The sequence below is a fragment of the Stenotrophomonas sp. YJH_SMC_53 genome, from assembly GCF_059369995.1.
On the sequence record NZ_JCAFTF010000005.1, the window covers coordinates 236060 to 261629 of the forward strand.

General features: G+C 66.3%; 22 protein-coding genes and 1 riboswitch. Of the genes, 9 read left to right on the plus strand and 13 right to left on the minus strand.

Features of this window, described 5'->3' with window-relative positions:
* Positions 1-106: 106 nt before the first annotated feature.
* From AC5P7X_RS10180 to AC5P7X_RS10195, 4 genes are read left to right on the plus strand one after another with little or no spacing between them, the layout of a single operon-like run.
* Positions 107-1033, plus strand: coding sequence for an alpha/beta fold hydrolase (locus AC5P7X_RS10180; protein WP_070489880.1), 927 nt, complete (start codon positions 107-109; stop codon positions 1031-1033).
* 26 nt (positions 1034-1059) lie between these two features.
* Positions 1060-2106: a sensor histidine kinase gene (locus AC5P7X_RS10185; RefSeq protein WP_171958422.1), complete on the plus strand. Its 1047-nt coding sequence runs from the start codon at positions 1060-1062 to the stop codon at positions 2104-2106.
* A complete protein-coding gene (locus AC5P7X_RS10190) occupies positions 2103-2834 on the plus strand; it encodes a LytR/AlgR family response regulator transcription factor (RefSeq protein ID WP_329843119.1) in 732 nt (243 codons plus the stop codon). The genes AC5P7X_RS10185 and AC5P7X_RS10190 overlap by 4 nt, the downstream gene beginning before the upstream one ends.
* A gap of 50 nt (positions 2835-2884) precedes the next feature.
* Complete coding sequence (locus AC5P7X_RS10195) at positions 2885-3442, plus strand: DUF3228 family protein (RefSeq protein ID WP_329843117.1); 558 nt, start codon at positions 2885-2887, stop codon at positions 3440-3442.
* 75 nt (positions 3443-3517) lie between these two features.
* Here AC5P7X_RS10195 and AC5P7X_RS10200 read toward each other — a convergent pair whose 3' ends face one another.
* The 5 genes from AC5P7X_RS10200 to ahcY form a co-directional block, all read right to left on the minus strand.
* Positions 3518-4003: a hypothetical protein gene (locus AC5P7X_RS10200; RefSeq protein WP_005415307.1), complete on the minus strand. Its 486-nt coding sequence runs from the start codon at positions 4001-4003 to the stop codon at positions 3518-3520.
* Entirely contained in the window at positions 4003-4476 is a 474-nt protein-coding gene (gene ybaK, locus AC5P7X_RS10205; RefSeq protein WP_005415308.1) for a Cys-tRNA(Pro) deacylase, read from the minus strand. The genes AC5P7X_RS10200 and ybaK overlap by 1 nt, the downstream gene beginning before the upstream one ends.
* 110 nt (positions 4477-4586) lie before the next feature.
* Positions 4587-5927 (minus strand): peptidoglycan-binding domain-containing protein, encoded by a 1341-nt coding sequence (locus AC5P7X_RS10210; protein ID WP_229766028.1) that lies wholly within the window; start codon positions 5925-5927, stop codon positions 4587-4589.
* A gap of 49 nt (positions 5928-5976) precedes the next feature.
* A complete protein-coding gene (locus AC5P7X_RS10215) occupies positions 5977-6765 on the minus strand; it encodes a lysozyme inhibitor LprI family protein (protein ID WP_495214777.1) in 789 nt (262 codons plus the stop codon).
* Positions 6766-7024: 259 nt separating this feature from the next.
* Positions 7025-8470 carry an adenosylhomocysteinase gene (gene ahcY / locus AC5P7X_RS10220; protein WP_033834449.1) on the minus strand — a complete coding sequence of 482 codons (1446 nt, stop codon included), beginning with the start codon at positions 8468-8470 and terminating at the stop codon, positions 7025-7027.
* Positions 8471-8506: 36 nt separating this feature from the next.
* Positions 8507-8590: riboswitch (S-adenosyl-L-homocysteine riboswitch) on the minus strand.
* 120 nt (positions 8591-8710) lie between these two features.
* On the opposite strand from ahcY, the gene AC5P7X_RS10225 reads away from it, so the two are divergent.
* A complete protein-coding gene (locus tag AC5P7X_RS10225) occupies positions 8711-11227 on the plus strand; it encodes a S9 family peptidase (protein ID WP_032953936.1) in 2517 nt (838 codons plus the stop codon).
* 237 nt (positions 11228-11464) lie between these two features.
* Complete coding sequence (gene ppc, locus AC5P7X_RS10230) at positions 11465-14176, plus strand: phosphoenolpyruvate carboxylase (RefSeq protein ID WP_053498817.1); 2712 nt, start codon at positions 11465-11467, stop codon at positions 14174-14176.
* Between the two features lie 101 nt (positions 14177-14277).
* On the opposite strand, the gene AC5P7X_RS10235 is transcribed toward ppc, so the two are convergent.
* Positions 14278-14784: an acyl-CoA thioesterase gene (locus tag AC5P7X_RS10235; protein WP_005415314.1), complete on the minus strand. Its 507-nt coding sequence runs from the start codon at positions 14782-14784 to the stop codon at positions 14278-14280.
* Between the two features lie 138 nt (positions 14785-14922).
* Positions 14923-16134: a methionine adenosyltransferase gene (metK, locus tag AC5P7X_RS10240; protein WP_005408103.1), complete on the minus strand. Its 1212-nt coding sequence runs from the start codon at positions 16132-16134 to the stop codon at positions 14923-14925.
* Between the two features lie 337 nt (positions 16135-16471).
* On the opposite strand from metK, the gene olsF reads away from it, so the two are divergent.
* The 3 genes from olsF to AC5P7X_RS10255 all read left to right on the plus strand — a co-directional run bounded on the left by olsF (position 16472) and on the right by AC5P7X_RS10255 (position 20133).
* The gene (gene olsF / locus AC5P7X_RS10245) at positions 16472-18187 is read left to right on the plus strand and encodes a bifunctional ornithine lipid synthase OlsF (protein WP_329843112.1); all 1716 of its coding nucleotides are present in this window, start codon (positions 16472-16474) and stop codon (positions 18185-18187) included.
* On the plus strand, positions 18184-18984 hold the full coding sequence (locus tag AC5P7X_RS10250; RefSeq protein WP_053498813.1) for a UDP-2,3-diacylglucosamine diphosphatase: 801 nt from the start codon (positions 18184-18186) through the stop codon (positions 18982-18984). Before olsF ends, AC5P7X_RS10250 begins: the two co-directional genes overlap by 4 nt.
* A gap of 117 nt (positions 18985-19101) precedes the next feature.
* The gene (locus tag AC5P7X_RS10255) at positions 19102-20133 is read left to right on the plus strand and encodes a metal-dependent hydrolase (RefSeq protein ID WP_329843109.1); all 1032 of its coding nucleotides are present in this window, start codon (positions 19102-19104) and stop codon (positions 20131-20133) included.
* A gap of 48 nt (positions 20134-20181) precedes the next feature.
* On the opposite strand, the gene AC5P7X_RS10260 is transcribed toward AC5P7X_RS10255, so the two are convergent.
* The 6 genes from AC5P7X_RS10260 to AC5P7X_RS10285 all read right to left on the minus strand — a co-directional run bounded on the left by AC5P7X_RS10260 (position 20182) and on the right by AC5P7X_RS10285 (position 25554).
* A complete protein-coding gene (locus AC5P7X_RS10260) occupies positions 20182-21009 on the minus strand; it encodes a methyltransferase domain-containing protein (protein WP_070489875.1) in 828 nt (275 codons plus the stop codon).
* Between the two features lie 62 nt (positions 21010-21071).
* Positions 21072-22067 carry a tRNA dihydrouridine synthase DusB gene (gene dusB, locus AC5P7X_RS10265; protein ID WP_053500098.1) on the minus strand — a complete coding sequence of 332 codons (996 nt, stop codon included), beginning with the start codon at positions 22065-22067 and terminating at the stop codon, positions 21072-21074.
* 147 nt (positions 22068-22214) lie between these two features.
* Positions 22215-22646, minus strand: coding sequence for a hypothetical protein (locus AC5P7X_RS10270; protein WP_095379330.1), 432 nt, complete (start codon positions 22644-22646; stop codon positions 22215-22217).
* A 327-nt stretch (positions 22647-22973) separates the two neighbouring features.
* On the minus strand, positions 22974-23981 hold the full coding sequence (locus AC5P7X_RS10275) for a DGQHR domain-containing protein (protein ID WP_495214779.1): 1008 nt from the start codon (positions 23979-23981) through the stop codon (positions 22974-22976).
* Positions 23978-24541: a hypothetical protein gene (locus tag AC5P7X_RS10280; RefSeq protein ID WP_049453447.1), complete on the minus strand. Its 564-nt coding sequence runs from the start codon at positions 24539-24541 to the stop codon at positions 23978-23980. Before AC5P7X_RS10280 ends, AC5P7X_RS10275 begins: the two co-directional genes overlap by 4 nt.
* A gap of 41 nt (positions 24542-24582) precedes the next feature.
* On the minus strand, positions 24583-25554 hold the full coding sequence (locus AC5P7X_RS10285) for a ribokinase (protein ID WP_495214781.1): 972 nt from the start codon (positions 25552-25554) through the stop codon (positions 24583-24585).
* Positions 25555-25570 lie beyond the last annotated feature (16 nt).

A 25570-nucleotide genomic window follows, 5' to 3' on the forward strand; every position in this document is an offset into this window, starting at 1 on the left:
GTTCGCCCTGCTGACCGGCCGTTGCTCCGGAATCGTAACCGGGGGCGCTGGACCGGCAGCACGCTGTTCCCATCCCGGCACCACCCAGCCGATGAAGGAGCAGACGATGAAGATCTTCCTGGCATTTTGGTACGCGATGAAAGCCCTGGCCCGGCTGGCGATGATCGGCATGGCGATGGCCGTGTTCGGTTCCGGCTCGGCGCATGCCGCCACTGACTCGACCGCCGGCAAGGTGCAGGTCGAGGTGGTCGGCAAGGGGCGCCCGCTGTTGATGATTCCCGGCCTCAACAGCAGCGCGGAGGTCTGGCGCGAGACCTGCCGCGCGTTGCAGGACGTGCAGTGCCACCTGGTGCAGTTGCCGGGGTTTGCCGGCGCCGCGCCGGCAGACCCGCAGCCGGCGGATTTCCTTTCGGCCATGCGCAACCAGCTGCTGGCCTATGTGCATGACCAGAAGCTGGACCATCCGGCGGTGATCGGCCACAGCCTGGGCGGCGTGCTGACGCTGCAGATGGCGGTAAAGGAACCGGACGCACTGGGGCCGCTGGTCATCGTCGATTCGTTGCCGTTCTATGCAGGCATGCAGAACCCGCAGGCGACCGCACAGAGCGTGCAGCCGATGGCCGAAAAGATGCGCACTGCGATGCTGGCTGCAGACCCGGCCAGCTACCAGGCGCAGGCTGAAGCGGCGCTGGCCCCGCTGACCAGCAGCACCGCGCGCCTGCCCGAACTGAGGCGCTGGGGCCATGACAGCGATCGCGCCACCACCGCCGATGCGATGTACTCGATGCTGGTGACCGACCTGCGCAGCGAGGTGGCCGGCATCCACTCGCCTACGCTGGTCCTGGGCGCCTGGGCGTCCTACCAGGCACTCGGTGCGACCGAATCATCGGCGCGTGCGATCTTCCAGTCGCAGTACGCCGCGCTGCCCGGCGTGCGCATCGAACTGAGCGCGACCGGCCACCACTTCCTGATGTGGGATGATCCGCAGTGGCTGCGTGGGCAGGTGCAGGCGTTCCTCGACAGCCACCGCTGATCCTTCCGACCGTTCCAGCCATGGCCATGCCCGATTCGACTTCCGCACTGCGCTTCTGGTTGATCAACACCCTCGGCTGGGCGCTGTTCTGCGTGATCAGCCTGGCCATGACCGGCGCGTTCGGTGGCGCCAGCAGCAGTGGAAGTACGCTCATCAGCGTCGGCCTCGGCGTGCTGCTGTATGGCATCAGCGGCAGCCTGCGCGCGCTGGCCTTGCGGCGCCACTGGTGGCGGCTGGACCTGGGCGCGCTGGTGCTGCGGCTGGCGCTGGCGGTGCTGCTGGGTGCAGCACTGGCGCAACTGCTGCTGACGGCGGTGCTGCAGCCGGCGCTGGCGCTGGGGTGGGTGGATTTTGGCGGCCGATCGGGTGATTTCCGCCCGGTCGCACGCCTGCTCTACTGGCTCAACACCGTGCTGATGCTGGGGCTATGGACCGCGATGTGGGCCGGCCTGCACGGCATGCGCAGCGCGCGCCAGGCCGAATTGGCCCGCCTGCGCGCCGAAGCCGAACGCAGTGCGCTGGAACGTGATGCGCTGCGTGCGCGGCTCAACCCGCATTTCATGTTCAATGCGTTGAACAATCTGCGCGCGCTGATCCTGGAGGATCCGGAACGTGCGCGCGACATGGTCACGCGGCTGTCGCGCACGCTGCGCCAGGCGCTGGCGCACAACCGCAGTGAGCAGGTCACGTTGGCCGAGGAACTGGCAGTGGTGGACGACTACCTGGCCATCGAGGCGATCCACTTCGAGCAGCGCCTGCAGGTGCTGCGGCATATCGATGCGGGCGCGACGCAGGCGCTGCTGCCGGCAATGGCGCTGCAGCTGCTGGTCGAGAACGCGATCAAGCACGGCATCGCCAGTCGCCCGGGCGGTGGCGAGGTGCGGATCCATGCCTCGCTGGCCAATGATGTGTTGCAGTTGCAGGTGGACAATCCACGTGCAACCGGCAGCGAACCCAACCATGGCCATGGCGTCGGCCTGGCCTACCTGCGTGCGCAGCTGGGCACGCGTGGCCGATTCGTGCTGCAGCCGGTCGGCGACCGCATGCAGGCCCTGCTGGAGATTGCGCAATGAGTGGCGTGCTGCGCGTGTTGATCGTTGATGATGCGCGGCTGGCGCGGCAGGAGCTGCGTACGCTGTTGTCAGCGCTGCCCTGGGTGCAGTGCGTGGGCGAGGCCGATGATGTGCCGGCCGCACGCGAGGCGATCGCTGCACTGGCGCCGGACCTGGTGCTGTTGGATGTGCAGATGCCCTCCGGCAGCGGCTTCGATGTGCTGGACGGCCTGGAGGCGGTGCCGGCGGTGGTGTTCGTTACCGCCTATGACACCTACGCGGTACGCGCATTCCAGGCCAATGCGCTGGACTATCTGGTGAAGCCGGTGGAGGCGCCGCGCCTGCTGGAAGCATTGGAGCGGGCGCGCGAGCGCGACGTGGTGGCGAGCGGGGCGTCGGAACTGCGAAACACGCTGGGCGCACAGGACCAGGTGTTCGTGCGCGAGGGTGAACGCTGCTGGTTCGTGGCGGTCTCCGAGATTCGCCGGCTGGTGGTGGATGGCAACTACACGCGCCTGTGGTTCCGCGACCAGAACGCCCTGTTGACCCGCAGCCTGAGCGCGCTGGAAGCACGCCTGCCGCAGGATCTATTCTTCCGCGCCAACCGCAACACACTGGTCAACCTGCGCCGTATCCGTGGGGTGTCGCCCAGCATCGGCGACGGCTACGATCTGACGCTGGATGATGGCAGCGAGGTGGAAGTGTCGCGACGGCAGGCGCGGGAGCTGCGCGAGCGGATGGCGTTGTAGGCGCTACCAGCGGTTACCCTGTGCAGCGGATTCCCTGATCACGCCGCGCCATGTCCATCGTTCTCACCGATTTCGCCCGTCCCCGCCTGTTCCCGCGCGTACCGCGTGGCAACACGATCCAGGACTGCACTGCCGAACAGTTCGAAGCGCACCTCAACGCGCACGGGCCGATGAAGGTACTGGACGGCTATGCGCCGTTCTGCAAACTGTTCGTCTACGAGAACTGGACCAGCACGCGCTGCCTGACCGTGCCGATCACCGAGGCCAACCGCCATCTGCTGCGCAGTGGTTACGAGGCACGCAATCGCGACGAACTGCCGGTGCTGGTGCGCTGGTTCGAGGGCGTGGAGTCGCCGCGTGCGAACTATCTGGTGGTGATCCTGTACAGCGCCGAGCAGCTGGCGAAGGAAGGCTCGCCGATCGAGGCCGACTGGGGCATCGTCGGCTGTATCTATACCGCCGAGCCGGAAGAGGTGCCGATGGCGCCGATCACGATGATGCGCAATGCGCTGGGCGTGGAAGAGGGCGGTTCCGGCGTGCCGTTGGACCGCGAGGCCTACCGGCGTTCTGTCGAGTTCTGGGAGAGCAACGCGAACTGGCGGCCGTGAGCGATATTGGTCATCCACGCATCGCGTGAGTGTACGGACCGCAGTAGAGCCACGCCATGCTTGGCTGCCTGGCCTTCAGGCAGCTTTCCATTCCCACCACGGGTAGTGGTACTCGCGGTCGATGGCCTGCCAATGCTGGCCGCAGTGCATGCAGGCAACGTTGTGGCAATCGCCCCAACCATCCTCGGCCTCCTGCAACGCGAGCAGCTGCATCTGCCCTTGTTCGATCAGGCGGCGCGGATCGAAGAACGGGTAGCCGGGATTGAGCGCGCACAGGCAGCCTGCGTGCGCCTGCCAGTGACGCAGCCGTTTCAGGGCCGCCTCCAGATGCGCCTGGTTGCTGATCAGCATGCCGCCGAGGGTGATGCCGTGGCAGCTACGTTCAATCAGGTCCACATGCGCGGCCAATGCGTCCAGCGACGGTGCACTGAACAGTCGTGCGACGATGCGGGCGGCGTCGGTGATGCGCGTTGCGTCGCGCGACAGCAGGTCCTGCAGCAGCACATCGGCCTGCGCGTCTTCCAGCCTGGGCGGCGGTGCCGCAGACCACGGCCAGCGCATCAGCGTGCCTTGCCGATGGCAGCGTAGTGGCCGGCGGTCAGGCGCAGCAGGTCGGCCGGCGCCAGTTCCACTTCCAGGCCACGGCGGCCGGCGCTGACGTGCAGCGTGGGCAACACCTGCGCGCTGGCATCCAGGAACGTGCGCAGGCGCTTCTTCTGCCCCAGCGGGCTGATGCCGCCGACCAGGTAGCCGGTCGCACGCTGCGCGGCGTCGGCGGCGGCCATCTCGCACTTCTTGCAGCCGGCCGCTTCGGCCAGCGCCTTCAGGTCCAGGTGGCCGGCCACCGGCACGATCGCCACCAGCAGTTCATGTGCTTCAGTGCTGGCCAGCAGGGTCTTGAAGACCTGGGCCGGGTCGAGGCCGAGCTTGTCGACGGCTTCGCCGCCATACGATTCGGCGTGGGCGTCGTGCACATAGCTGCGCACGGTGTGGGCGATCTTCTCGCGCTTGAGCAGGTTGATGGCCGGGGTCATGGACGCATCCTAGCGCGGGGCAGGGGCGTTGCCTTGACCGAGACTCGCGCGTCAACGCAGAACGGGCGCCCGAAGGCGCCCGTCCCGGCTGCGATCGGCTGCATCCAGCATCAGCGCGACATCGACTGCTGCGTCTGCATCTGTTCCTGGGTCTGCCGCTGCGACAGTTCGTTGTCCAGGGCCTGGCTCTGCCGCGTGCTGTCCTGCAGATTGTGGTTCACCGCCTGCGACAGGTCGACGTAGGTGCGATGCATGGCGGGATCGCCGAGCTGGCCCTGCACCGCGAACACGCCCTGGTTGTCCGGCCGCGCCAGCACGGTATCGACCTGGCTCATGCCGGCCAACTTTGACTCGTAAGCCACCTGGCCTGCGGCGTTCTCGAGCTGGCTGCGGTCATTGAACAGCGGCGACAGGCCGCCTTGGCGCCGCTGTTCTTCCAGTGCTTCCAGCTTTTCCACGACCTGCTGGTAACGCGGGTTGTCGGCGTGGCCCGGGGTGGCCATGGTCGGTTCGGCAGCCGGTGCGCGCTGCTGCGTGGCCGCATCCAGTGCGGCCAGGGTAGTGCCGCCAGCCTTGCCGTCTACGGTGAGGTGGTGATCACGCTGGAACTGCTTGACCGCTTCCAGGGTGCCGGGGCCGAAATCGCCATCGGCCACCAGCGGCTTGCCGTCCTTGCCCAGATAGCCCAGGTCGGACAGCTTCTGCTGCATGGCCTGCACCTCATCGCCCTTGCTGCCGTTGACCAGCACGCCGTTGCCCGCAGGCGTGCCCGGTGACCCGTGCGAGGGAGCATGGGTGGGGGTGATGCCGATCTGGACCATGGCCCGGTCGAAGCGCTCATCGCGGCTGGCTACGGCGGCCTGCGACTGGATGCCGTACTTGGTGGCATCGACGAAGTTCTGCACGTCGCCGCGCGTCGGCGGATTGCCGGCCTGGACCGTGCCGCCCTGCAGCTTTTCCGCATTGCCGGCCAGATAGCTGATGAACTGCGGGCCCATGCTGCCGAACTGGTTGTCATAGTCCGCCATGGCCAACTGCAACTCCGGGTTGGCGGCGATGGCATCGGCCGCGGCCGGATTGGTTGCACGCACCTTGGCGATGGCCTGATCGACACGCTCGATGGCGCTGTCCAGCTTGGCGTTGGTGAGCTCGTCCATCCTGGCCTGCGGAATGGCCTGCAACTTGGCGTCGAGCGCCGCCAGCTGCTGGGTGCTCAATCCGCCCTGCTGGGACAACAGTGCGATGTCACCATCGGTGAAGCCGTTGTCGCGCAGGAAGCGCCTGGCCTGCGGATTGCCGCCGACATCGAACTGCACCAGCCCGAACGAATAGGTGCTTGCGCCTTTCTGTGCGTATGAGAAGTGGTCCAGGTGGCGGGTGTCGCCGCCCAGCTCGGTGTTGAGGAACAGCGTGGACAGCTGTTCGCGCGTAATGGTGGAATCCGTTGCCATGGTCATCGTCCTTCAATGAGACAAAAGCGCCGGGCGTGCCCGGCGATTGTCAGCCGGCGCAGTGCTGCTGGGTGAAGCCGAGCAGCTGGCGGATAGCCTGGGTGCCGTAAGCAGCCGGCGCCGGTTCGAGGGCGAACTGGCCAACCATCTGGTTGCTGCACAGCTGTACGGTGCGCCTGCCGGCGGAGGTTTCCTGGGTGCAGTTGGCTGCGAGCAGGGCGTTGGCGCCGCCGCCCATGTTCGTGGCGGCCGTGCAGCCCAGCAGGCGGCCTTCCTGGCCGTTCTCACCCAGCAGCGTGTTGAAGTTAGCCAGCTGGCTGTTGGGATCGCGCAGCACCAGCAGGTCCACGCACTGCTGCTGGCCGTCAGGGGCTTCGCATGCATCCTGATCGACCAGGCCGTCACGCGTAGCGGACAGCACGTTGAGGCGATCGGCGTACACCTGCCGCAGGCACTGTGCATCGGTGCACAGGTCGCGGGTGTGCTCCTGCCAGCGCTGCTGTTCGGCGTGCAGCTTGCTCTGCCCTGCTGCATCGAGCGTGGCCTGTGCGGCAGTGACCGCCTTGCCCATGTCCGCATCCAGGCCGGTCAGGGTCGGGTCCTTGCAGACCAGGGTCTGTGCCGGCGACGCTGCATCGGCGCAACCAGCGCTCGTGTCGGCAACCGTGGCGGGCGCGTCGGCGGCCTTGCCTGCGGGGCTGGCCTGTCCGCTGGCCGCAGCCGGAGCCGTAGCGCCGGCGTCGCCGGCAGGTGGGGTGCAGGCGGCCAGCAGGGCCACCCAGCACAGGGTCATCAGGGGCTTCATGGCCCGGTTCAGTCGTTCACGGTTGCGCGGCATGTCCTGTCCTTTGGTGTCTGCGTCCCGGCGCATGGCCTGCCGTTGGCAGCCCACGCGGGCGTAAAGCCTAGCAAGCGGCTTCTGAGTGCTCCGTGACAGGGTGCGCGGATCGGTTGCCGGGTGCCGCAACGCAGAACGGGCGCCCGAAGGCGCCCGTCCTGTCTGCATCCGTTGCCGGGGTCAGAGCCCTTTCATGCGGAAAGGGATCCGACCCCGCGTACGCCGGTAGTGCCGGCCGCTGGCCGGCACCCCACAGGCATCAGTAGCGGTAGTGGTCCGGCTTGAACGGGCCTTCCACCGGCACGCCGATGTAGTCGGCCTGTTCCTGGCTCAGGGTGGTCAGCTTCACGCCGATCTTCTCCAGGTGCAGGCGGGCCACTTCTTCGTCCAGCTTCTTCGGCAGCAGGTAGACCTTCTTCTCGTAGCTGTCCTTGTTCGCCCACAGGTCGATCTGTGCCAGGGTCTGGTTGGCGAAGCTGTTGGACATCACGAAGCTCGGGTGGCCGGTGGCGCAGCCCAGGTTCACCAGGCGGCCTTCGGCCAGCAGGAAGATCGCGTTGCCGTTCGGGAAGATGTACTTGTCCACCTGCGGCTTGATGTTGACGTGCTTGATGCCCGGGTAGGACACCAGTGCGTCGACCTGGATCTCGTTGTCGAAGTGGCCAATGTTGCAGACGATGGCCTGGTCCTTCATCGCGCTCAGGTGCTCGATGCGGATGATGTCGCGGTTGCCGGTGGTGGTGACGTACAGGTCGGCACGGCCCAGGGTCGATTCGATGGTGTTGACTTCATAGCCTTCCATCGCCGCCTGCAGGGCGCAGATCGGGTCGATCTCGGTGACGATCACGCGCGCGCCGTAGGCACGCAGCGAGGCCGCGCAGCCCTTGCCGACGTCGCCGTAGCCGCAGACCACGGCCACCTTGCCGGCCAGCATCACGTCCATCGCGCGCTTCAGGCCGTCGGCCAGCGACTCGCGGCAGCCGTACAGGTTGTCGAACTTGCTCTTGGTGACCGAGTCGTTGACGTTGATCGCCGGGATCAGCAGGGTGCCGGCCTGGGCCAGCTGGTACAGGCGGTGCACGCCGGTGGTGGTCTCTTCGGAGACGCCCTTCCAGTCCTTGACCACGCGGCCCCAGTAACCCGGGCGCTCCTTGGCCACGCGCTTGAGCAGGTTCTTGATGACCTGTTCTTCGTGCGAGGCGGACGCGGTGTTGACCCAGTCGCTGCCGTTTTCCAGCTCGTAGCCCTTGTGGATCAGCAGGGTCACGTCACCGCCGTCGTCGACCACCAGTTCCGGGCCGGTCAGGGTGCCGTCGGCCAGGGTGAAGGTCAGCGCGTCCAGGGTGCAGTCCCAGTACTCTTCCAGGGTCTCGCCCTTCCAGGCGAACACCGGGGTGCCGGTGGCGGCGATGGCGGCAGCCGCGTGGTCCTGGGTCGAGAAGATGTTGCACGAGGCCCAGCGCACATCGGCGCCGATGTCCTTCAGGGTCTCGATCAGCACTGCGGTCTGGATGGTCATGTGCAGCGAGCCGGTCACGCGCACGCCCTTCAGCGGCAGCTCGGCCTGGTACTTGCGGCGGATCGACATCAGGCCCGGCATTTCGTGCTCGGCGATGTCCAGTTCCTTGCGGCCCCAGTCGGCCAGCGTGATATCGCGGATCTTGTAATCACCTTCGGTGGAGAAGGTCTTGGCAACAGCGTTCATTCGTGTGCTCCGGTTGTGGGCGAGCGGATGCTCGCATCTAGCCGGGCGCCGTTGTTACAAAGCCACCTTACCGAGCCTGGCCGGGCCTCGTGGGATCCGGTCGCAGCGCCCCTCGGCAGGGGAGAACCCCCATTATATCGCGGCCCCAGCGTGACATCGGCATGACCCAACCATCGGCAGATGGGGCCACGTGCACGGCCTGTTAAGGTCGGAGTTTTCACGCATCACACAGGTGGAACGATGAGCATGCACGCGCGCCGCACACGGCGCTGGACCGGCCTGGTCCTGTCGATGGGGCTGCTGGCGGTGGCCCCGCTGGCCTGGGCGGCCGCCTCGCAGCCAGCTCCGGCGCAGGCGCAGGGCGTCAATGGCTACGAACTGCCATCGGCCGCACTGCAGGCAGTGGTCGACGCGCCGCGCGCGCCGTCGCTGTTCCTGTCGCCGCGCCGCGACGTGGCCGCGATGATGCAGATGCCGTCGCTGCCGTCGATCCAGGTGGTGGCGCAGCCGGAACTGAAGCTGGCCGGCCTGCGCATCAACCCGCGCACGTTCTCCGACAGCCGCTTCAGCTTCGGTGAGAAGCTGTGGCTGATGAACGTGGCCGATGGCAAGGAGCGGCAGATCAGTGGCCTGCCGGCCACGCTGTCGATCGCCAGTGTGATGTGGTCGCCGGACCAGAAGTGGCTGGCCTTCAACCAGGTCGACGCCGCCAGCGGCGCCAATGAACTGTGGCTGGTGGATGTGGCCGGTGGCAGCGCCCGCCGCCTGGTTGCCGGCTTGAACACGGTGATCGGCAGCGGCTACCAGTGGCTGCCGGACAGCCGCGGGCTGGTGGTGTTCACCCGCCCGGCCAACCTGGGGCCGGCCCCGGCTGCCGACGGCGTCCCGACCGGCCCTGCTGTGCAGCAGACCAGCCAGGGTGGCGGCGTGGTGTCGATCCGTACCTATCAGGACCTGCTGAAGAACGAAGCCGACGCCCGCCAGTTCGATTACTACGCGACTACCCAGCCGATGGAAGTCGGCCTGGATGGCAGTACCCGCGCGATCGGTGCGGCCGGCATCTTCATGGGCTTCTCGGTGTCGCCTGACGGCCGCTTCGTGCTGCGCCAGCCGGTGCAGCGTCCGTACTCCTACGTGGTGCCGGTAAGCAGTTTTCCGCGCCGCATTGAAGTGATCGAGCGTGCCACCGGCAAGCTGGTGCATACCGTGGCGGTGCGCCCGCTGGTGGAAGGCCTGCCGACCGGCAACGATGCCGAAGTGACCGGCGTGCGCGACATCAGCTGGCGCGGTGATGCCGATGCCACCCTGGTCTGGGCCGAAGCGCAGGACGGTGGTGATCCGAACCGGGAAGCCAAGGTGCGCGATGCGGTGCTGATGCAGGCTGCGCCGTTCGACAAGCCGCCGGTGACCCTGGCCCAGCTTGGCAGCCGCCTGAGCGGCATCAACTGGGGCCGTGGCGACCTGGCCCTGCTGACCGAGTCGTGGTGGAAGACCCGCAGGACCAGGACCTGGCTGATCGCCCCGGACAACGCCGGTGCCGAGCCGCGCCTGCTGTGGGATCGTGACGCGCAGGACCGTTATGCCGATCCGGGGCGGCCGCTGCTGGCCAGCGATGAACGTGGTCGCTCGCTGCTGCAGACCAGCCCGGAAGGCAGCAGCCTGTACCTGGCCGGTGCCGGCGCTTCGCCGGAAGGCGACCGCCCGTTCGTGGACCGCTTCGACATCGCCACGGGCAAGGCGACGCGCCTGTTCCATTCGCAGGCGCCGAGCTATTCGCTGCCGGTGGCATTGCTGGACAACCAGGGCAATTCGCTGCTGCTGAGCCGCGAGAGCCCGGACGAACCGGCCAACTTCTACGTGCAGTCGCTGGCCGATGCCGGTGCCGCACCGCGCGCGCTGACCCGTTTCGCCCATCCGCTGCCGCAGCTGAAGGGCGTGCAGAAGGAGCAGATCCGTTACCAGCGCAAGGATGGCGTCGACCTGACCGCGACCCTGCTGCTGCCGCCGGGCTACGATCCCAAGCGCGACGGCCCGCGCCCGCTGCTGATGTGGGCCTACCCGGGCGAGTTCAAGAGCGCGGCCGCAGCCAGCCAGGTGACCGATTCGCCGTACCGCTTCAACGCGGTCAGCTACTGGGGCCCGCAGGCGTTCCTGGCCAAGGGGTACGTAGTGCTGGCCAGCCCGTCGATGCCGATCATCGGCGAGGGTGACAAGGAGCCGAACGACACCTACATCGAACAGCTGGTGGCCAATGCGCAGGCGGCGGTGGATGAAGTGGTGCGCCGAGGCGTGACCGATCGCGATCACATCGCCATCGGTGGCCACTCCTATGGTGCGTTCATGACGGCCAACCTGCTGGCACACACCCGCCTGTTCAAGGCCGGCATCGCGCGCAGCGGTGCCTACAACCGCACGCTTACTCCGTTCGGTTTCCAGGCCGAGGAGCGCAACTACTGGCAGGCGCAGGACGTCTACCAGAAGATGGCGCCGTTCAATTACGCCGACAGGATCAAGGATCCGATCCTGTTCATCCACGGCGTGGACGACAACAACTCCGGTACGTTCCCGATCCAGAGCGAGCGCATGTTCGCCGCGGTGAAGGGCCTGGGTGGCACCGCGCGGCTGGTGATGCTGCCCAACGAATCGCATGCCTACCGGGCACGCGAATCGATCATGACCATGCTGGCTGAAAGCGAGCGCTGGCTGGAGCAGACCATCGGCCCGGCCGAGCAGGGCAAGGCGAAGAAGAAGCGCTGATACCTGCATGAGGGCGGCCCCTGTAACAGGGGCCGCCTGTGCGGCTGCGCCGCCGCCCGAGCATGGGCTCGGGCGCTACACGGTGTCACGCGCCACGACGCTTGTAGAGCCGAGCCCATGCTCGGCTGCGTCCGCCAGGGATGCGTGCAGATGAAACCATTTTTGCATCGCAGCACGCTGCCCGTTCTGGTTTAGGCTTGGGGTCTGGATCCGTTGACCGAGGCCTGTGCGTCGCCGATGAACGAGTACCGCAGCAGCATCGAGTTTGCTTCCCCCGATCTTCCGCTTCGCGATGACGTGCGCCGGCTCGGCGCACTGGTCGGTGACCTGCTGGTCGAGCAGGTATCGGCGGCCTTCCTCGACGAGGTCGAGGACGTGCGCACCCGCGCCATCGCCCGTCGCGAGAACCAGGCGCCGCTGTCGGAGCTGGCCGAAGGGCTGGCCGGGCGCACGCCGCAGCAGGCCGAGACCATGGTGCGGGCCTTCAGCACCTACTTCCAGGTGGTCAACATTGCCGAGCGCGTGCATCGCATCCGCCGCCGCCGTGACTACCAGCGTGCCGGTACCGCAGGGGCGCAGCCCGACGGCCTGCAGGATGCGCTGCAGCACCTGAAGGCGCAGGGCGTGGGCCTGGACGAGCTGGCGCAGTGGCTGCCGCGCATCGACATCGAACCGGTGTTTACCGCGCACCCGACCGAAGCGGTGCGCCGTGCGCTGCTGGAGAAAGAGCAGCTGATGGTGGCCAGCCTGGTCGACAACCTCGACGGCCAGCGCACGCCGGGGGAAGCGGCCGCCGATGCTGCGCGCTTCCGCATGGCGCTGACCGCGTCGTGGCAGACCACTGATTCCTCGCCGGTGCGGCCCACCGTCGATGACGAGCGCGAGCACGTCGGCTTCTATCTGGTGCAGGTGCTGTACCGCGTGATTCCCGTGCTGTACGAATCGCTGCAGCAGGCGCTGCGCGATACCTATGGTGAAGAGCTGCCACTGCCGCGCCTGCTGCGCTTCGGTACGTGGGTGGGCGGGGACATGGACGGCAACCCGAACGTGGATGCCCACACCATCCGCACTACGCTGGATGCGCAGCGGCAGGCGGTACTGGCGCGCTATCAGAAGGAACTGCTGCAGCTGGCCAGCCTGCTCAGCCAGTCCACCGAGCGGGTGGGCGTGAGCGATGCGCTGCAGGCGCGCGTGGCGCACTACCAGCAGCTGCTGCCGCAGGTACAGTCGCGCCCGCGCCATGCCGACATGCCCTACCGCCTGCTCAACGATCGCATGCGCGCGCGCCTGCAGGCCACGCTGGAAGACGGCGAGGGCGCTTACGCCGGCCCGGATGAACTGATCGACGACCTGCAGCTGATCCTCGACAGTTTGCGCGCCAATCGCGGCGAACACGCTGGCGGCTTCGCCGTGCAGCGGCTGTTGTGGCGGGTGAAGACGTTCGGCTTCCATCTGGCGCGGTTGGACGTGCGTCAGGAATCGAGCGTGCATGCGCGCGCGCTGGCGGCGGTGCTGGGCGGCGACCCGGCGTGGGAGGGCCTGGATGCCTTGGGCCGCGCGCGCCTGCTGGCACCGCATGCCAGTGGCGAGGTGCCGTTGCCGAAAGGCGACGACGAAGGCAACCGGCGGCTGGACGCCGTGTTCGCTGCATTGGCCGATGCCCGTGCGCGGCATGGCGGCGATGCACTGGGCAGTTACATCATTTCGATGGCGCACGACCGCAGCGACGTGCTGGCGGTGCTGGCGCTGGCGCGGCGTGGTGGCCTGGTCGATGCCGATGGCGGCGTGCCGCTCGATATCGCGCCGCTGTTTGAAACTGTGGACGACCTCAAGCGCGGCACCGCCACGCTGCGCGACCTGCTGGAGGATCCGGTGTACCGCGCGCACCTGCGTGCACGCGATGATGTTCAGATGGTGATGCTGGGCTATTCGGACAGCAGCAAGGATGGTGGCATTGCTGCTTCGCGTTGGGGCCTTCAGCGCGCGCAGGTGGAACTGCTGGAGGTGGCGGCCGAGGCCGGCATCCGCCTGACCTTCTTCCATGGCCGGGGCGGCTCGATCAGCCGTGGTGGTGGCAAGACCACGCACGCGGTCGATGCATCGCCGCGCGGCAGCATCGATGGCCGCCTGCGGGTGACCGAGCAGGGCGAGGTGATCCATCGCAAGTACGGCATCCGCGCGCTGGCCCTGCGCTCGCTGGAGCAGGCTACCGGTGCAGTGCTGCGCGCCAGCCTGCGCCCGCGTGCCGCCGAACCGCGCGAGGATGCGTGGCGGCCGGTGATGGATGCGGTGGCTGCGGCCAGCAGCGAGGTGTATCGCCGGTTCGTTGGCCAGGCCGGTTTCATGGATTATTTCCGTACCGCCACGCCGATCGACGTGATCGAGCGGATGACGCTGGGCTCGCGGCCGTCGCGCCGGCTCGGCCAGGACGCAGCGCTGGGCAACCTGCGTGCGATTCCCTGGGTGTTCGCCTGGAGCCAGGCGCGTGCGGTGATTCCCGGCTGGTACGGCGTGGGCAGTGGCCTGCAGGCCGCGGTCGATGCCGGCCACGAACAGACCCTGCGCGATATGGCGCGGGACTGGCCGTTCTTCCGTACGTTCCTGGACGATATCGCAATGGTGCTGTCCAAGGGCGATATCACCATCGCCGAGCAGTTCTCGCTGTTGTCGGGTGAACTGCACGGGCGTTTCTTCCCGCAGGTGCAGCGCGAACTGGAACTCACCCGGCGCTGGCTGCTGGGGTTGATGGACCAGAAGACGCTGCTGGACCACGACGCGCGGCTGGCGCTGTCGATCCGCCTGCGCAATCCCTACGTCGATCCGATCAGCGTGCTGCAGGTGGAACTGCTGCAGCGCTGGCGGGCCAGCGGGCGCGAGGATGACGATCTGCTGCGCGCGCTGGTGGCGTGCGTGAACGGCGTTTCGCAGGGTGTGCAGAACACCGGTTGATCCGCATCCACCGGGCATGGCCCGGCGAATTCGAAAGGGTAGTGCCGGCCGCTGGCCGGCAACTGCGGCCCCGGTGGGGGCGGGGCTTGCCCCGCACGTCCTTATTCTTCCGGCGACGGCGGGTTCGACGCCAGCAGTTCCAGGTGGCGCTGCTCCATTTCCTGGCGCAACTGGCGGCGGATCTGTGCTGCGGCCTGGCGGCGCTTTTCGTCGGACGTTGCCGGCTGCAAGGGCGGGACAGGCGTCGGCCGGCCTTCTTCATCCACTGCGACCATCGTGAAGAAGCAGCTGTTGGCGTGGCGCACGCTGCGCTTGAGGATGTCCTCAGCCACCACCTTGATGCCGATCTCCATCGATGAGGTGCCGGTGTAGTTCACCGAGGCCAGGAAGGTGACCAGCTCGCCCACCGCGATGGGCTGGCGGAACATCACCTGGTCCACCGACAGGGTGACCACGTAGCTGCCGGCATAGCGGCTGGCGCAGGCGTAGGCCACCTGGTCAAGCAGGCGCAGGATGGCGCCACCATGGACCTTGCCGGAGAAATTGGCCATTTCCGGCGACATCAGCACGGTCATGGACAGCTGGTGGGTTTTCAGTTCGGTCGACATGCGGCGATTGTATCGGCAACCGGTAGTGCCGGCCGCTGGCCGGCAACCACGCGGTTGTTTCCGAAGGCCATGAAAAAGCCGGCCAGCGGCCGGCTCTACCAGAAGCAGAAGGGCCGCTTGCGCGGCCCTTCGTGTTGCTTACTTCAGCTTCGCATCGGCGCGCAGGGCGGCGGCGCGGTCGGTCTTCTCCCAGGAGAAGGCCGTGGCGTTGACGGTCTCGCCTTCGCCGTTGAGGTAGCTGAACTCCTTCGGCTTGCGGCCGAAGTGGCCATAGGCCGCGGTCTGCTGGTACATCGGGTGGATCAGGTCCAGCATCTTGATGATGCCGTACGGGCGCAGGTCGAAGTGCTTGCGGATCAGCTTCTCGATCTTGTCGTCGCTGATCTTGCCGGTGCCGAAGGTGGTGACCGAGATCGAGGTCGGCTCAGCCACGCCGATGGCGTAGGAGACCTGCACTTCGCAACGGTCGGCCAGGCCGGCGGCAACCACGTTCTTGGCGACGTAGCGGGCCGCGTAGGCGGCCGAACGGTCGACCTTGGACGGGTCCTTGCCGGAGAACGCGCCACCACCGTGACGGGCCCAGCCGCCGTAGGTGTCGACGATGATCTTGCGGCCGGTCAGGCCGCAGTCGCCCACCGGGCCGCCGATCTCGAACTTGCCGGTCGGGTTGATGTGGAACTTGGTGCCCTTGTGCAGCCACTTGGCCGGCAGCACCGGCTTGATGATCTCTTCGCGGACGGCCTCGATGAGGTCCTTCTGCTTGATGCCCGGGGCGTGCTGGGTCGACAGGACCACGGCGTCGATGGCCGAGACCACGCCGTTTTCATAGCGCAGGGTGACCTGGCTCTTGGCGTCCGGGCGCAGCCACGACAGCGGCGAGTTCTTCTTCTTGCGGATCTTGGCCTGCTGCTCGACCAGGCGGTGCGACAGGTGGATCGCGGCCGGCATGTAGCTGTCGGTCTCGTTGGTGGCATAGCCGAACATCAGGCCCTGGTCGCCAGCGCCCATTTCTTCCGGCTTCTTGCGGTCCACGCCCTGGGCGATGTGCGGCGACTGCTTGCCGATCAGGTTCAGCACGCCGCAGGTGGCGCCGTCGAAGCCGACGTCGGAGCTGTCGTAGCCGATGTCCGTGATGACCTTGCGGGTCAGCGCTTCCAGGTCGATCCAGGCGCTAGTGGTGATTTCACCGGCCACGATGGCAACGCCGGTCTTGACCATGGTCTCGCAGGCCACGCGGGCGCGCTGGTCCTGGGTCAGGATCGCGTCCAGCACCGCATCGGAGATCTGGTCGGCAACCTTGTCCGGATGGCCTTCGGAGACCGACTCGGAGGTGAAGAGATAGCTGGACATCAGGCGTAATATCCCTTGATTCGGATGGAAAGATGGGCGCGCATGATACACGGGGTGCGCCGCCTGTGCATTGTGAACCGGTACCGGTTGCCGGTGGTTAAGCCCGCGTAGGCCCGGCAGGGGCCGTCACGATGGGATTGGGGGCCAGCCTCGAGGCCCAGTGTTCCACCAGCGTGACAACAACAGACGGGGCTGCCCAACCCCCGACCGCGCAGGCCGCGACCCGGCCGTCAAGGGGGCCGGCCGTCATCGTTCTGCCCCGAAACCGCCATCTGGCTGCCGCCTGCCGGGTGCAGGCTGTCGGCCAATCCGGCCGCCGGGCATCAGTGGATCCGCCATGCAGGAACTCGAACAGTGTCTCCAGCAACGTTTCCCCGATTGGTTCCATGGCCGTCGCGGCCAATTGGCGCGGCCGTTGCTGCGCAGCGTCGGCCGCTGGTCGCGCCTGGACCAGATCGAAGCCTTCCTGCAGCGCAGCTCAGGCCTGCGCGGCTTCGGTTTCGTCGCCGCCGGCCTGGAGTTCATCGGCGGCCAGTACCAGGTGGATCCGGCCGCGCTGGCGAAGATTCCGGCCACCGGCCGCCTGCTGATCGTCGCCAACCACCCTTCCGGGGCTCTGGACGCATTGGCCTTGCTGGACGCGGTCGGCCGTATCCGCCGCGATGTGCGGATCGTGGCCAACGACCTGCTGGGGGCGATCGCGCCGCTGCAGGATCTGCTGTTGCCGGTGCGCATCCTGGGCGGCAAGGCGCAGCGCGGCAGCCTGCATGCGGTGGAGCAGGCGTTGGCCGCCGAGCAGTGCGTGATCGTGTTCCCGGCTGGCGAGGTCTCGCGCCTGTCGCTGCGCGGCATCCGCGATGGCCGCTGGCAGCGGGGATTTGTCCGCTTTGCCCGCGCCGCCGGTGCGCCGGTGCTGCCGGTGCGGGTGGAAGCGCGCAACTCGGCACTGTTCTATGGCGCCTCGACCCTGTTCAAGCCGGCCGGTACCGCGCTGCTGGCGCGCGAGATGTTCACCCGTCGTGGCCGCCCACTGCGGTTGAGCATCGGCGAGCCGATGCGGCTGGGCGACGGCGGCGATCCGGGTGCCCAACTGCTGGCGGTACGCCGCGCACTCTATGCGCTGGGCCGCAATGGCGCGGCCGGCAATGCCGCTGCCTGCGCAGGCCCTGAGCCGCTGGCCGCCCCGCTGCCACCTTCGCAGGTCGCCGCTGGCATCGCAGCCGCCACCCAGCTGGGCCAGACCGCCGACGGCAAGCAGATCCTGCTGGCCACCTGCACTGCCGATTCGCCACTGCTGCTGGAACTGGGCCGCCTGCGCGAACTGACCTTCCGCCAGGTGGGTGAGGGCACCGGCCGCAGCCGTGACCTCGACAACTACGACCCGCAGTACGAGCACATCGTGATCTGGGACGCCGCCGCGCAGCGCATCGCTGGCGCGTACCGGATCATGCGTGGTGCCCACGCGTTGGCCCGGCACGGCCTGTCCGGCCTCTACAGTGCGTCGTTGTTCCGCTATTCCGACGACGCCATCAGCCACATCGCCGAAGGCCTGGAACTGGGCCGCAGCTTCGTGGTGCCCGACTACTGGGGCAGCCGCAGCCTGGATTACCTGTGGCAGGGCATCGGTGCCTACCTGCAGTGCCGGCCGGGGATCCGCTACCTGTTCGGCGCGGTGTCGATCAGTGCGGCGCTACCGCGCGATGCGCGCGAGCAGCTGGTGGCGTACTACCAGCGCTATTACAGCGGCACCGCCGGCATGGCCGAATCGAACCGGCCGTTCCAGTACTTCGCCGCACCGCCCAGTTTCGGTGAGCTGGATGCAGGCGCCGCGTTCGACGTGCTCAAGGCCAACCTGGCTGCACTCGGTACCGGCGTACCCACGCTGTATCGCCAGTACACCGATCTGTGCGAACCGGGCGGCGCGCGCTTCCTCGCCTTCGGGGTGGATCCGGACTTCAGCGATTCGATCGACGGCCTGATCGAGGTGGACCTGTGTGCGATCCGGCCGAACAAGCGCAAACGTTACCTGCGCGACGCGGGGACGCCGGCATGAGCACGCTGGCGAACCTGTCGCCGCACCGGCGCGCAGTGTTCGTCTCCGACGTGCACCTGGGATCACGTCACTGCCATGCCACCGAGCTGGCGCGCTTTCTCTCGCAACTGCGCTGTGAACGGCTGTACCTGGTCGGCGACATCATCGACCTGTGGTGGATGGCGCACCGCCGTGCCAACTGGCGGCAGTCGCACAGCGAGGTCATCCAGGCGCTGCACGCATTGCGTCGCGCTGGCACCGAGATCATCTACATCCCCGGCAACCACGATGCATCGCTGCGCCAGGTGTGCGGGCTGATGCTGCCGGCGATGCAGGTGCGCCGCCGCGCCATCCACGTGACCGCCGATGGCCGCCGGCTGCTGGTCGCGCACGGCGACGACTACGACGGCGTGACCCACTTCGGCGGCCTGCAGGAAAAGTTCGGTGACTGGCTGTATTACCGCATCCTCACCGGCAACCAGGCATTGAACGCGGTGCGCCGCCAGCTTGGCATGCGCTACTGGTCGCTATCGGAGTTCCTGAAGAAGCGCAGTGGTGCGGCTGAACGCTACATCGAGCGCTTCGTGCAGGCCGGCCTGGACGACGTGCGCCGGCGCGGCCTGGACGGCATCGTCTGCGGGCATATCCACCGCGCCTCGCTGGTCGAACGCGATGGCCTGGTCTATGCCAACGATGGGGACTGGGTGGAAAGCCTGACCGCGCTGGTCGAAGACCACGACGGCGCGCTGCGCCTGCTGGACCACAACGGCCAGACGCTGGTGGAGCTGCCGGGCGCGCGGTTGTCGCAGGCGGCATAGCCCGCGTGTGCCCTTGTAGAGCCGAGCCCATGCTCGGCTGCTCTTCATTGCGTGTAACGGCAGCCGAGCATGGGCTCGGCTCTACATACACCGCGCGCAAGCCGCTAGCATCGGCCCATGGATTCATTGACCCAGATCGTGCTCGGTGGCGCCGTCGCTGCTGCCATCGCTCCGCCCGGCCATCGCCGCGCGGCCCTGCTGGCCGGTGCCGCGCTCGGCACCCTGCCGGACCTCGACGCCCTGTGGCTTGGCTTCACTGCGGCCGACCCGGTGGCGAACATGACCGAACACCGCAGCTTCAGCCATTCGCTGCTGGTGCTGCCCTGGGTGGCCGCACTGATCTGGTGGTTGTTCAAGCGCTTCGGCAATGGTCGCGTCGCGCAGTCACCGCTGCGCTGGTTCTGGGCGATCCAGCTGGCGCTGGTTACCCATCCCTTGCTGGATGCGTTCACCGTCTACGGTACCCAGTTGTGGTGGCCGCTGCGGCCACACCCAACCATGGGCTCCAGCGTCTTCATCATCGACCCTGGCTACACGGTGTGGCTGCTGCTGGGCTGCGTGCTGGCCTGGTTTGGTCGTGCGCGGCCCTGGGCGGGCAAGGTGCTGGGCGCGGCGTTGCTGTTCAGCAGTGGCTACCTGGGCTGGGGGCTGATCGCCAAGGCGCAGGTCGATTGGGCCGCCCAGCAGAGCCTGGCGGCGATGGGCCTGGGTGACGCGCCGCGCTTCTCGGTGCCGATGCCGTTCAATACGCTGCTGTGGCGGGTGGTAGCGATGACGCCCAATGGCTACGTGGTGGGTGATCGCTCACTGGTGGCCGACCATGGGCCGATGCGGTTCGAAGGTCATGCGTCCAACCTGCTGGCCTTGCGCGAAGCGCGGGCCATCCCGGCGGTGCAGCAGCTGCAATGGTTCAACCGTGGCTTCATGCGTGCGCAGGTCGTGGACGGCCAGTTGGTACTGAGCGACCTGCGCATGGGGCTGGAGCCGGACTACACCTTCAACTTCGTCGTCGCCGAGCAGGCCGACGGGCAGTGGCGGCCGATAACGCCCGAGCAGGTGCGGGCGGATTACAGCAGCCCGGCCGCGCGCGCCGACGCAAGTCGCCGGCTGGCGGCCATGTGGCAGCGGATCTGGCATGCGCCCGAGTAGATCCACGCCCTGCGTGGATGGCGGGAACATCAGCAGCGCCGCGTCGGCTCAGTACACCGTCGCGCGGCCCTGCACGAACGAGTAGAAGAACACCGCATTCGGGTCGTTCTGCACCAGCCGGAACTCGCGGCGCATGCCTTCCACGGTTTCCTCGTCCACCGAGCCGGCCTGCAGCAGCTGGTCGGCCGCCGACAGCAGCAGCTGCTCCCAGAACGCGATCATGGTCTTGCGACGGGCAGGCTCGCGGTTGTCCAGGTGGATGGTCTTGATCTCGGTGTGCACGTCGCGGAAGCCGCCGGCCAGCAGCAGGTTGCCCAGCTTGGCGCCGACGAACGGGTCGCCACCGTGGTCGTACTGGAAGTCGTTGAAGGCCATCCAGTAGCGCCAGAGGTGCGGCGAGTACGGATCAAGCAGGAACGAGGCATTCATCACCTCGGTGATGTAGACCGGTGAACCCGGCGCCAGCACGCGGCGCACTTCACTCAACACGCGTGCCGGTGACGGAACGTGTTCCAGCACCCAGCACAGGAAGGCCGAATCGAAGCTGCGCGCCTCGAACGGCAGTTCGCCGGCATCGGCCTGCTGCAGGGTGTAACGGTCGCTGCACCACGGGGTGCGCGCCAGGTTCTCGCGCGCGGTGGCCAGCTGGGTCTCGCTCAGGTCCACGCCGGTCACGTGCAGCTCGGGGAAGCGGCGCAGCAGGATCTCGGTCTGCGCACCCACGCCGCTGCCGACTTCCAGCAGGCGCCGTGCACCGCTGTAGTCGATCTGGCCGAAGATGCTCGATTCCAGCAGGCGCGCCTGGGTCATCAGGCGCTGCTGTTCGGTGCCGGAAAACCCGTGCAGGTAGGTCGGGGAGGAAATCGGCGGGGTCATGGGGCGGGCTCTCGGAGTTCAATTCGGTCGAGCAGGCTCGACGTTGCGACGCGGCAGGGCGGTCAGGCCGCCGAAGACAGCGCCGGTTCCCCGTCAATCAAGCGGTCGAAGTACTCGGTGGTCAGCGCGATCTGGCTCTGCGGGTCTTCGGCACGGTTGACCACCGCACGGAAGGCGGCGTTCTCCGGCCGGTCCTTGGCATACCAGCCCAGGTGCTTGCGCGCGATGCGCACGCCCTGCGGTTCGCCATAGAAGGCATGCAGTGCGTGCAGGTGGCCAAGCAGGATGTCGCGCACTTCGGCCAGCGACGGTGGCGGCAGTTCCTGCCCGGTGGCCAGGTAATGCGCCACTTCGCGGAAGATCCACGGCCGGCCCTGTGCGGAACGGCCGATCATCACCGCGTCCACGCCGGTTTCCTTCAAAACGTGGGCAGCCTTCTGCGGCGAATCGATATCGCCGTTGGCGATCACCGGAATGCGCAGGGCGGCCTTGATCTCACCGATGGTGGCGTACTCGGCCTGGCCGGTGTAATGCTGGTCGCGGGTGCGGCCGTGCACGGCCAGTGCAGCGATACCGCTGTCCTCGGCGATGCGCGCGATCAGCGGGCCATTGCGGTGGTCACAGTCCCAACCGGTGCGGATCTTCAGCGTGACCGGCACGTCCACCGCGTTGACCACGGCTTCGAGGATGCGCGCCACCAACTGCTCGTCGCGCATCAGCGCCGAGCCGGCCCAGGCGTTGCACACCTTCTTGGCCGGGCAGCCCATGTTGATGTCGATGATCTGCGCGCCGTGGTCGACGTTGTAGCGCGCCGCCTCGGCCAGCTGCTGCGGCTCGGTACCGGCGATCTGCACGCTGATCGGCGCCGGCTCGCCCTCATGGTCCATGCGGTGGATCGACTTGCGCGTGTTCCAGAAGCGCGGGTCGCTGATGGTCATTTCCGAGGCGGCCAGGCCCGCGCCCAGCCGTTTGCACAGCAGGCGGAAAGGCTTGTCGGTGACGCCGGCCATGGGCGCCAGCACGACGTTGGGGGCGATGGTGTACGGGCCGATCTGCATGCGCCCATTGTAGGGCGCGGGCGGCGGTACGGCCGTGTCGGGTACGGTCCGGTTCAGGCCGATCGGCACCGACCTCATGCCGTACCGGCATCAGCAGATGCTTGACGGTTGCTTCCGTCGCCCCCAAGGGCGGGCGATGGTGGCCGGCTAACCCAGGCTCTGCCAGGCCTGGCGGGTACCCAGGGCGAAGGCCAGCCCCAGGCCCAGGCAGGCCAGCGAACTGACCACCCAGAAGCGCCGGCCGTTGTACCCCGGCCGGAACAGTGCCAGGCCGAAGCCCGTCGCGGCGCGCAGCAGCAGCAAGGCAGCGATGGCGGGCAGGACCAGGCGGCTGGCCGGCAGCGGCGAATGCCAGCCCGCGGCGGCCAGTGCGTACAGGGTCCAGGCCACCAGCACGGCCGTGATGCCGGCGGTCATCAACGGTGGCCACCAGTGCCCCGCATGCGCGAGCCCGACTACGCGCTGGCCGGCACCGAAGTATCTGTACCACGCGGCGCCGAAGGCGATGCAGCCGATATGCAGCAGCGCCGCAGCGGCACTGCCTGCGGCCGCGACCAGCAACCAGGGGAATCCGTCCATGTCCTGCCCACGCTGAAACGCTGCGCGGATGGTGGGTGAGGGGCGGGATGCGGGCAATGCGACCGGCAGTCGCAGTAGACGCTGTGCTCGCCGGGCACAAAAAAAGCCCGGGCATCTGCATGCCCGCGCTTCTCATCCACGCAGGGCGTGGATCTGCTTCGTCGCAGCGGTGCCTTCCTTCCCGGCGGGACGGCCGGCGAGTTGGCTGGCAAAGCGCACGTCGCTGATGAACGGCGAGTACATTGAGTCGGCGAATGTCGATGGCCTTAGTCACTCGCTTTCACTCGCGGAAATTCGGGAGCAGCTCATGGAGTGGTTTTGGGTGGACTATAAAGTATCTTTTGCAGCGCGCAGTATTCTTTCGCGGACCTCAATCATCGCGGAGTTTCCGGTTCCGGTTGGGGGGGTGGGATCCGAAATGAAGAAGTGGCGCATGATTTCTTGGAAAAAATTCTGGCTCATATCATTTTGATCGTGGCCCTGCTTGGCAAGTTTTCCGAGTGCCTGCATATATCCCCCGAACCCTGTGGTTTTGAAGAAATAATCGGCAGGATAATCTGATTGGGTGTTTTCCTTGGCATTCTCTGCTGCATTGAAGGCGTTGGATACAACCTTCCTAATGACCCAGTCTCTATCAGATTCGTAATATTCTCTGAATATGCTGCTGGGTTCTTTAATTAGCCTTAGGACTGCATCGACAAATGCGGCTTGAGACAGTGTTTCGCTATCGCCTGTCTTTCTTCCGAGCATTTTTATGCGTTTAAAGAATGGAGATGTTTCATCTTCATTCAATGATTTCACGATCTCGTGACAGGATTTTTCTGGGCTTCTGCCCGGGGAAAGGGCAAATAAATCATACATCAGAGATTTTGATACTTGTTTCTGTGTGCTGTTAACTGTGGAAAAAATGGTTGCCTGTGCGTAAGGATCGATATCAAAGGCGAACACGATCAGAAGGTCGAATTTACTGACAGTTTCGGAGCTTAGATTTCGTAATCCAAGGACTCGATGCTGTCCGTCAAGTATGTGACCAACTGATCCTGCCTCTTGACTGAACGCGAGAGAATTCGAATTTATTGAAACGAGATCGCTGTCTGCGGCTACAATAATCGGCGTGGGAATTATTGCAGAGCTAGATTCTAGGTAGTCGCGAATGTCCGCCACGCGCTTCTGGTCGTCCTCGCGTTGAATGCCATACACGTGGTCGTTGCTGCGGCGTCTAATCTCGAGTCGATGGATTATTTCGTTTGCGGGAATGCTGCACGCGTAGAATGTTCCGCCGGGTTGCGAGTATGGAAAGCAAGGGTAATTTTTATTACGCAAATTTTCGTTCACAGCGCGACATCTCCTACGTTTTCTGCCGCAGATTTGCTTGTGATTTCCATGGATGAGTCGGCAATTTTCCGAATTACTTCTTGGGCGTCACCGCCTGCATACTCGATAAGCCACAACGCAAAAGAAAGTAGAATTGACAGCGAATACACAAACCAATGAACGCTGCGCTGAAACAAGTTGGTGAACTCTTGTTGCATTAAGAGTGTTGCAGCGAGAAGTACGCCCCAGAAGCAGAAGAATATTGCTAGCAATACTACAAGAGATTTTTTTTCTCTTCCTGGCTTCAGCTCGTAAATTGAGTTGTACTCTTTGACGATGAAGTAAGTCGCTCCCGCCAGGATGGCGGTCGAGCAAAGAATGAAGTCGCCTTTTCCAGCTCTTTGGTCAAGTGCATCAAAGACGCACACTCCATTCCACACGTCGTTCGCAATTACTAAGATAGGACCTAGTTGGCCAACGAATATGGCGATGAACAAAAACCAGATGAAATTTAGGATTAGACGAGACAGTTCACCTGCGGGGCGGTCTTCCGTTCCGAATGCTCGTTTCAACAATTTCATCCTTGTGTCCTTATGCGTCCATGACCGCAGAGTCCTGAATCTTAAGCGCGAAGTGCTTCCGCGTCGGCCGGGGTGAAGCGCGGCATCGCCGCTGCAGCGCCTTCCTTCTCGGTCGAGCGACCGGCGAACTGGTTGGCAAAGCGCACGTGGCGGGCGAACGGAGCGTCGGCCACCTGCGCCAGCGACGCGGCCAGCGCACCGTTGAAGGCATCACCGGCACCGGTGGTGTCGATGGCCTGCACCTGCTCGGCGCCGACGCGGTAGTACGGCTGGGTATCGCCGCGCAGGTTCTCGTCGGCATGCGAGACGAACACGCCCACCGAACCCAGGGTCACCACCACGGTACCGTTGCCGACCAGCTTGCGGCAGAGCGCATGCAGGCTGGCGCCATCCAGCGCGGCGACATCGTTGGCATCCACGCGCTCACCGACATGGCGGCCGAGCAGCGCGGCGAACTCGGTCTCGTTCGGGGTGATCACATCGGCCAGCTTGAGCAGGCCGATGGTCGAGGGCGCGTCGGCCGGTGCGGTGTTGAGCACGGTGGTGACACCGGCCTCGCGGGCCGTGGCCAGCGCCGCTTCAATGGTCTGCACCGGCGATTCCAGCTGCACCAGCACCACCTTGGCGCTGGTGAGCAATGCCTGCTGCTGTTGCAGGAAGTCGGTGCTGAGCGCGGCGTTGGCGCCCGGGCCGATCACGATGGTGTTGCGGCCACGCGCGTCCACGTAGATGCCCGCAGTGCCGGTCGGCTCGCTGCTGGCTTCGGCAATCAGGCCGAAGCCATCCTGCGCGGCCAGTTCGCGTGCGGTGGCGCCGCCGGCGTCATCGCCCAGCGCGCACACGAAGTGCGTCTCGGCGCCGGCGCGGCAGGCGGCCACGGCCTGGTTGAAGCCCTTGCCTCCCGGGCCGGTGCTGTAGCGGCCGGCAATGGTCGCACCCGGTGCCGGCAGCGACTCGCACCGCCACACGTGATCGACATTGAAGGAACCGACGACAACGACACTGCTGCTCATAGGAAATCTTTTCTCA

Coding starts and splice junctions, on each gene's coding strand:
- AC5P7X_RS10225 (WP_032953936.1), top strand. CDS start 8,711: ATGAGCATGCACGCGCGCCGCACACGGCGCTGGACCGGCCTGGTCCTG.
- AC5P7X_RS10185 (WP_171958422.1), top strand. CDS start 1,060: ATGCCCGATTCGACTTCCGCACTGCGCTTCTGGTTGATCAACACCCTC.
- AC5P7X_RS10215 (WP_495214777.1), bottom strand. CDS start 6,765: ATGCCGCGCAACCGTGAACGACTGAACCGGGCCATGAAGCCCCTGATG.
- AC5P7X_RS10195 (WP_329843117.1), top strand. CDS start 2,885: ATGTCCATCGTTCTCACCGATTTCGCCCGTCCCCGCCTGTTCCCGCGC.
- AC5P7X_RS10180 (WP_070489880.1), top strand. CDS start 107: ATGAAGATCTTCCTGGCATTTTGGTACGCGATGAAAGCCCTGGCCCGG.
- AC5P7X_RS10250 (WP_053498813.1), top strand. CDS start 18,184: ATGAGCACGCTGGCGAACCTGTCGCCGCACCGGCGCGCAGTGTTCGTC.
- AC5P7X_RS10235 (WP_005415314.1), bottom strand. CDS start 14,784: ATGTCGACCGAACTGAAAACCCACCAGCTGTCCATGACCGTGCTGATG.
- olsF (WP_329843112.1), top strand. CDS start 16,472: ATGCAGGAACTCGAACAGTGTCTCCAGCAACGTTTCCCCGATTGGTTC.
- ybaK (WP_005415308.1), bottom strand. CDS start 4,476: ATGACCCCGGCCATCAACCTGCTCAAGCGCGAGAAGATCGCCCACACC.
- AC5P7X_RS10270 (WP_095379330.1), bottom strand. CDS start 22,646: ATGGACGGATTCCCCTGGTTGCTGGTCGCGGCCGCAGGCAGTGCCGCT.
- AC5P7X_RS10285 (WP_495214781.1), bottom strand. CDS start 25,554: ATGAGCAGCAGTGTCGTTGTCGTCGGTTCCTTCAATGTCGATCACGTG.
- ppc (WP_053498817.1), top strand. CDS start 11,465: ATGAACGAGTACCGCAGCAGCATCGAGTTTGCTTCCCCCGATCTTCCG.
- AC5P7X_RS10280 (WP_049453447.1), bottom strand. CDS start 24,541: ATGAAATTGTTGAAACGAGCATTCGGAACGGAAGACCGCCCCGCAGGT.
- metK (WP_005408103.1), bottom strand. CDS start 16,134: ATGTCCAGCTATCTCTTCACCTCCGAGTCGGTCTCCGAAGGCCATCCG.
- AC5P7X_RS10255 (WP_329843109.1), top strand. CDS start 19,102: ATGGATTCATTGACCCAGATCGTGCTCGGTGGCGCCGTCGCTGCTGCC.
- AC5P7X_RS10190 (WP_329843119.1), top strand. CDS start 2,103: ATGAGTGGCGTGCTGCGCGTGTTGATCGTTGATGATGCGCGGCTGGCG.
- AC5P7X_RS10210 (WP_229766028.1), bottom strand. CDS start 5,927: ATGGCAACGGATTCCACCATTACGCGCGAACAGCTGTCCACGCTGTTC.
- ahcY (WP_033834449.1), bottom strand. CDS start 8,470: ATGAACGCTGTTGCCAAGACCTTCTCCACCGAAGGTGATTACAAGATC.
- AC5P7X_RS10200 (WP_005415307.1), bottom strand. CDS start 4,003: ATGCGCTGGCCGTGGTCTGCGGCACCGCCGCCCAGGCTGGAAGACGCG.
- AC5P7X_RS10260 (WP_070489875.1), bottom strand. CDS start 21,009: ATGACCCCGCCGATTTCCTCCCCGACCTACCTGCACGGGTTTTCCGGC.
- dusB (WP_053500098.1), bottom strand. CDS start 22,067: ATGCAGATCGGCCCGTACACCATCGCCCCCAACGTCGTGCTGGCGCCC.